This window comes from Streptomyces hainanensis, assembly GCF_004348415.1.
Taxonomy (GTDB): Bacteria; Actinomycetota; Actinomycetes; order Streptomycetales; family Streptomycetaceae; genus Streptomyces; species Streptomyces hainanensis.
On sequence record NZ_SMKI01000440.1, the window covers coordinates 1 to 6,457 of the forward strand.

3 protein-coding genes are annotated in these 6,457 nt (G+C 74.7%); all 3 read left to right on the forward strand.

Annotated features, from left to right (window positions below; all coding sequences use genetic code 11):
• Window positions 1-4,094, forward strand: a 4,094-nt coding sequence (locus tag E1283_RS29445; protein WP_132821212.1) for a type I polyketide synthase, incomplete at its 5' end; no start/stop codon positions are given.
• Window positions 4,091-4,615, forward strand: a complete 525-nt coding sequence (locus tag E1283_RS29450; RefSeq protein ID WP_132821213.1) for a nuclear transport factor 2 family protein — start codon at window positions 4,091-4,093, stop codon at window positions 4,613-4,615. The genes E1283_RS29445 and E1283_RS29450, both read left to right, overlap by 4 nt.
• 79 nt (window positions 4,616-4,694) lie before the next feature.
• On the forward strand, window positions 4,695-6,457 hold a 1,763-nt coding region (locus E1283_RS29455), incomplete at its 3' end, for an alpha/beta hydrolase family protein (RefSeq protein ID WP_132821214.1).

A 6,457-nucleotide genomic window follows, 5' to 3' on the forward strand; every position in this document is an offset into this window, starting at 1 on the left:
CCGCCCGCCTGCCCTGGGTGCTGTCGGCCCGCGACCCCCGGGCGCTCCACGAACAGGCCCACCGGCTGCTCGACCGCGTCGAGCGTGATCCCGACCTCGACCCGACAGCGATCGGCCTGGCGCTCGCCACCACCAGGAGCGCCCTCGAACACCGCGCCGTGCTCCATGGCCGGGACCGCGCCGAACTGGTCGCCGTCCTCACCGACCTGGCGGCCGGCCGGCCCAACGCCCGGCTCGCCCTGGGCGCCAACCCGTCTCGGCCCGACCGGACCGCGTTGCTGTTCACGGGACAGGGCGCCCAACGGCCCGGCATGGGCCGGGAACTCCACGACGCCTTCCCGGCCTTCGCCGAGGCGTTCGACGAGGCATGCGCCGCCTTCGACGGTCTGCTGCCGTCCTCGCCACGGGACGCGGTCCTCGCCGCCGACGGCACGTCTGGTGCCGCGGCGTCGGACGATACCGGGGCGGCCCAGCCCGCCCTCTTCGCCTATGAGACCGCGCTGTACCGGCTCTGGCGCTCCCGGGTGCCCGAGCAGCCCGACTTCCTGATCGGCCACTCGCTCGGCGAGATCACCGCGGCCCACGTCTCCGGCGTCCTCTCCCTCGCCGACGCCGCCCGGCTGGTCGCGGCCCGCGCCACGCTGATGGCGGCGCTCCCCGCCGGCGGCGCCATGACCGCGATCGCCGCCACCGAGGAGGAGGTGGCCGAGGAGCTCACCCGCCGGTCGCACGAGGGGACGGTCGTGATCGCCGCCATCAACGGGCCCACGTCCGTCGTCGTCTCCGGCGTGGCCGAGGCCGTCACGCGGGTGGCCGAGACGTTCGCGGCCCGTGGCCGTCGCACCAGCCAGCTGCGGGTCTCGCACGCCTTCCACTCGCCCTTGATGGAACCGATGCTCGACGACTTCGCGGGAACCCTCCGCCAGCTGACGTTCGCCGAACCCTCGCTACCCGTCGTCACCAATCTCACGGGTCGCCCCGCCGACCACGGCCAACTGACCTCACCCGAGTACTGGCTCGACCAGGTCCGGCGGCCCGTCAGATTCCACGACGGCATCCGCACCCTGCGTTCCCTGGGTGTCACCACGTTCGTGGAGATCGGGCCCGACGCCGTGCTGACCGCGGATCTCGGCGAGAGCCACGCCGGCGAGGACCGACCCACGGCCATCGCGACCCAACGGCGCGGCGGACGCCAGGTCGAGACCTTCGCCAACGCCCTGACCACCGCGTTCCTGCATGGACTGCCCGTCGACTGGGCCGCCGACCACACCGCCGACGCCCGTACTCCCGCCGCCCTCCCCCAACTGCCCGGCTACGCCTTCCAACGCGACACCTACGCCCTGATGCCGTCCACCGCCAGACGCCGCGAGCGGCTGGCCGCCCAGGTCGCCGACTGGCGCTACCGGATCCGATGGGAGCCCATCGCCGTCGACCAGCGCGCCACGCTCTCCGGACGGTGGTTGGTGGCGGCCGATCCCCGCGATCCGCTCACCGTCCGGGTCGTCGACGCGCTGCGGCGGCACGGCGCCACCGTCACGTCCCTCGACGCGCACGCGCCGGCGGACGACCGTGGCGGGGACGAGCCGACCGGCAGGCCGTGGAACGCCGTGCGTGATCTCGCCGCCGGGCCGGGCGGCCTGTCCGGAGTGGTCTCGCTGCTCGCCGCGGGGGACATGACCCAGGAACACGAACCCGCCGGCCGCGCCGCCATCCCCGCCCGGGTGACCGGCGCCCTCGGCCACGACATCCTGCTCGTCCAGGCTCTCGAGGAAGCCGGCGTCCGGGCCCCGCTGTGGTGGGTCACCCGGGGCGCCGTCTCGGTCGACGCCGAGCCCGTCACCAGCCTCGTGGGCGCCGCCTCGGCGGGGCTCGGCCGCGTCGTCGGCCTGGAACGCCCCGCGGAGTGGGGCGGCCTGGTCGATCTGCCACACGAGGTCGACGACCGCGCCCTTGACGTCCTGGCCGGCGTGATCGCGGCGACCGCGGACGAGGACCAGGTCGCCGTCCGGGACGACGGACCACACGCCCGCCGGCTGGCCAGGGCCGACGACCGGCCGCCGGCGACGCCGTTCCGGCCGTCCGGCACCGCGCTGATCACCGGGGGCACCGGCGGCCTCGGCGGCCACGTCGCGCGTTGGCTCGCCCGCGAGGGCACCCGGGACCTGGTGCTCCTGAGCAGGCGCGGCCCCGCGGCCCCGGGGGCCGACCGGCTCAGGACCGAACTCGAGGCGATGGGCGCCACGGTGACGACGCTCGCCTGCGACGTCGCCGACCGGACCGCCCTGGCCGCCGTCCTTGACCGGCTGCGCGCCGAGGGGCGCACGCCGCGCACCGTCGTGCACGCCGCCGGGCGGCACAACCAGGTCGAGCCGGTCACCGTGACCGACCCCGCGACACTCGCCGACGTGATCGACGCCAAGGTCGGCGGGGCCCTGCTGCTCGACGAACTGCTCGTCGGCGTACCGCTCGACGCGTTCGTGCTGTTCTCCTCCGGCGCCGGGGTCTGGGGCGGCGCGGGACAGGGCCCCTATGCGGCGGCCAACGCCTTCCTCGACGCCCTGGCCGAACGTCGGCGCGCCGCCGGCCGGCCGGCGACCGCCGTGGCCTGGGGCATATGGGCCGGCGACGGCATGGCCAAGGAACTCGACGAGCGCGCCATCGGTCGCCTCGGCCTGCGCGCCATGGAACCGGAGCACGCCGTCGTCGCCCTCGGCCAGGCCCTCGCCGGCGACGACACGACCGTCACGGTGGCGGACGTCGAATGGACCAGGTTCGCCGGCAACTACCGGTTGTCCACGCCCCGGCGGCTCATCGCCGGCCTCGTCCCCAGGACCGAGCCAGACGCGGTCTCGCCCGACACCACGGTGGCCGCCAAGGGGCTGCGGGAACGGCTCGCGGCCCTCCCCGAGGCCGAACGACGGGTGGCGCTGCTCGACCTGGTGCTCCAGGAGGTCGCGGCCGAACTCGGCCATCGGACGACCGAGAGGATCGACCCCCACCAGCGATTCCAGGACCTGGGCACCGACTCCATGGCGGCCATCGGAATCCGCGACAGGTTGAACCGCCTCACCGGACTGACCCTCACCGCCTCACTGATATACGACAACGAGACCCCGAGTGAACTGGCGAGCTTCCTCACCGCCGGACTGGCACGTCCACGCGAGTCGACCGAGGGGGGCGAGCACGGCTCGCTGGCCCCCCTCTACCGGCGGATCGCGCTGCTCGGCAGGTCATACGAGGGGGAGACGATGCTCGACGCGGCCGCCACCCTGCGCGCAACCTTCGACAGCCCGGAGGCGCTCGACGGCTCCGACTGGCAGCGCGCCGGTGCCACCCGGCTCAGCGAGGGCGCCTCCGACGCCCCGCTGGTCATCGCTTTCCCCCCGGTCGGCCCGGTCGAGCCCTCGGTCCAGTACGCCCGGCTCTCCTCCCACCTGCGCGGCGGCCTCGACCTGTCCGTCGTCACGCTGCCGGGATTCCGCGAGACGGAACCCCTCCCAGCCCGCGTCGACACGCTGGCCCGGGTGCTGGCCGAGGCGGCGCTCCGGCACGCCGGCGGTCGGACCCTGGCCCTGCTCGGGTACTCCTCGGGCGGCTGGTTCGCCCACCGGGTGGCCAGGGAGCTGGAGGCCATGGGCTCACACCCGGTCGGCGTCGTCCTCCTCGACACCTACCAGCCCGACGGCATGGCCCTGCGGATGCGCAAGGCCATGAACTACGAACTGATCGAGCGCAGGTCGGAGTTCGTCAGCCTCGACTACCCCGCGCTCACGGCGTTCGGCCGCTACCGCGTCCTGCACCGCGGTTGGCGGCCCGAACCCGTGCGGGCGCCCACCCTCTTCGTGCGCCCGAGTGAGTGCGTTCCCGGGAATCCCGACGAGCCCACCACCGGCTACGACGGGTGGCGCGCCACCTGGCCACTTGACCACGAACTGAGCGAGGTACCCGGGGACCACTGCACGATGGTCTCCGACCACGCCGACATGACCGCGGAGGTAGTCCGACGTTGGCTGCTGTCCCATACCGCCGCCCACTCTCCTTCCGACGGGGTCGCGCCGACGACCGGGATGGCCAGCGCGGCGGGCCCCCGATGACGCCGGGACCACTGATCCCCCCGGGCTCGACCGACCGGCTCGACCTCGCGACCCTGGTCGACCGGATGGCCGTCACGGACGTCGTCGCCGCCTTCGGCCCCTCCTACGACTCCGGCGACTTCGCCGCTCTGACCGGCCTGTTCACCGAGGACGCGCGCTACGAGGTGCTGCCCGCGGTACCACCGCTGCCAAGCGTCGTCGTCGGCAGGGACGAGGTGCTGCGGACGCTGCGGCAACGCTGGCACCACAACCGGCACACGCTCGGCGTCCACCAGCGGCACGTCACCACCAACATCGTGGTCGTCCGCCAGTCCCGCGTACTCGCCGAGACCCGCTCGCTCCTCACCGTCACCTTCGCCCACGAGGACGGCCGCCACGAACTGGTGCGGACCGGCGGCTACGCCGACCTGCTGCGCAAGGAGGACGGCCGGTGGCGGCTGGCCCGGCGACAGCTGCACATCGCCGGCCTGCCGCCACCCTCCGTCCCCCTGAGCCTGGACGAGGAGGGGCCCCAGACCTGACACACCGCGTCGCCCCGACGAGATGGCCATGACGTAGCGTTGAGAGACCATCGGCCGTCTCGAAGGAGAACCCCGGCACATGAGAACGCGATGGCCGCTGCGCGGTCGCCGGGCGGCCGAGGTGCTGGCCGCCCTGGCCGTGCTGGCCGGCGTCGGCACCTGGGCGGCGACCGGCGACGACGGGCCCGGGGTGGCGCGCGACGACCGGGTGTTCGAGATGCCGGAGGAGCCGGGCAGCCGGCAGACCGTGCGGATCGACACCTCCCTGTTCACCGCCGGCGACGCCGCCGAGCCACGCCCCGCCGTGCTGCTCGCGCACGGCTTCGGCGGCAGCAAGGAGGACGTCAGGCCGGAGGCGGAGCGGCTGGCCCGCGCCGGCTACGCCGTGCTCACCTGGTCGGCCCGCGGCTTCGGCGGCTCCACCGGGCGCATCGGCCTCAACGACCCGGAGCGCGAGGTCGCCGACGTCTCCCGGCTGATCGACTGGCTCGCCGAGCGCCCCGACATCCGGCTCGACGGCGACGGCGACCCCCGGGTCGGCGTCGCCGGCTCCTCCTACGGCGGCGCCATCGCCCTGCTCGCCGCCGGGCACGACGACCGGGTGGACGCCATCGCCCCGCGGGTCACCTACTGGGACCTCGCCGAGGCACTGTTCCCCCAGGGCGTCTTCAAACGGCTGTGGACCGGCATCCTCTTCACCACCGGATCCACCGAGGCCACCACCGGATCGACCGCCGACGACCCGGGCTGCGGCCGGTTCCTGCCCGAGCTGTGCGCGCTGTACGAGCGGGTGGCCGTCGCCGGCGCGCCCGACGAGGCCGCCCGCCACCTGCTGCACGCCCGCAGCCCCGCCGCCGTCGCCGACCGCATCGACGTGCCGACCCTGATCACCCAGGGCCAGCACGACTCGCTCTTCCCCCTCGACCAGGCCGACGCCATGGCCGGGGCCATCGAGGCGAACGGCGCCCCGGTCAGCGTCGACTGGGTGTGGGCCGGACACGACGGCGGCATCTCCGAGGCCGGCAGGACCGAGGAACGCACCATCGACTGGTTCGACCGCTACCTGCGCGACGACCCGGGCGCCGACACCGGGCCCGGCTTCCGCGTCACCCGGATCAGCGGCTTCGACTCCACCAACGGCTCCACCCTGCTGCGCGGCGCCTCGGGCGACGCCTATCCGGGGCTCGACGGCGAGTCCACCGCCGTCGAACTCACCGGCGGCGAGCAGAGCTTCGTCAACCCGCCGGGCGGCGCCCCGCCCGGCGTCTCCGCCGTCCCCGGGCTCGGCTCGCTCGCCCGGATCTCCACCCTCGGCCTCGGCCTCGCGCTCGACTTCCCCGGCCAGTACGCCTCGTTCGACTCCGCGCCGCTCGACCGGACCACGCGGGTCACCGGCGCCCCCTCCGTGCGGATCGACCTGTCGTCCGACGCCGAGAGCGCCGTGCTGTTCGCCAAGCTCTACGACGTCGCGCCGGACGGCGGCAGCCAGAGCCTGCCCGCCCAACTGGTCGCCCCGATCCGCGTCGACGACATCGGCGAGGGACGCACCGTCGACGTCCGACTCCCGACGATCGACTACCCGTTCGAGGCCGGTCACCGGATGCGGGTGGTGCTCGCCACCACCGACCTCGGCTACGCCTCGCCGAACGAGCCGGCCACCCACACGGTCTCGCTCGCCGACCCCGCGCTCACCGTGCCCACCGCACCCGAACTCGTCGGCGGCTCCCCGTCGTTGCCCTGGTGGGTCTGGGGCCTGCCGCTCGGCGGCGCCGTCGTCGCGGCCGCGCTGCTGCTCACCGGCCGCCGCCGCGCCCCCGCCGGCACCGCGGCGCCGGTCGACCC

Excerpts from the sequence above, each read along its gene's own strand:
- E1283_RS29450 (WP_132821213.1), top strand. The coding sequence starts at position 4,091 with ATGACGCCGGGACCACTGATCCCCCCGGGCTCGACCGACCGGCTCGAC.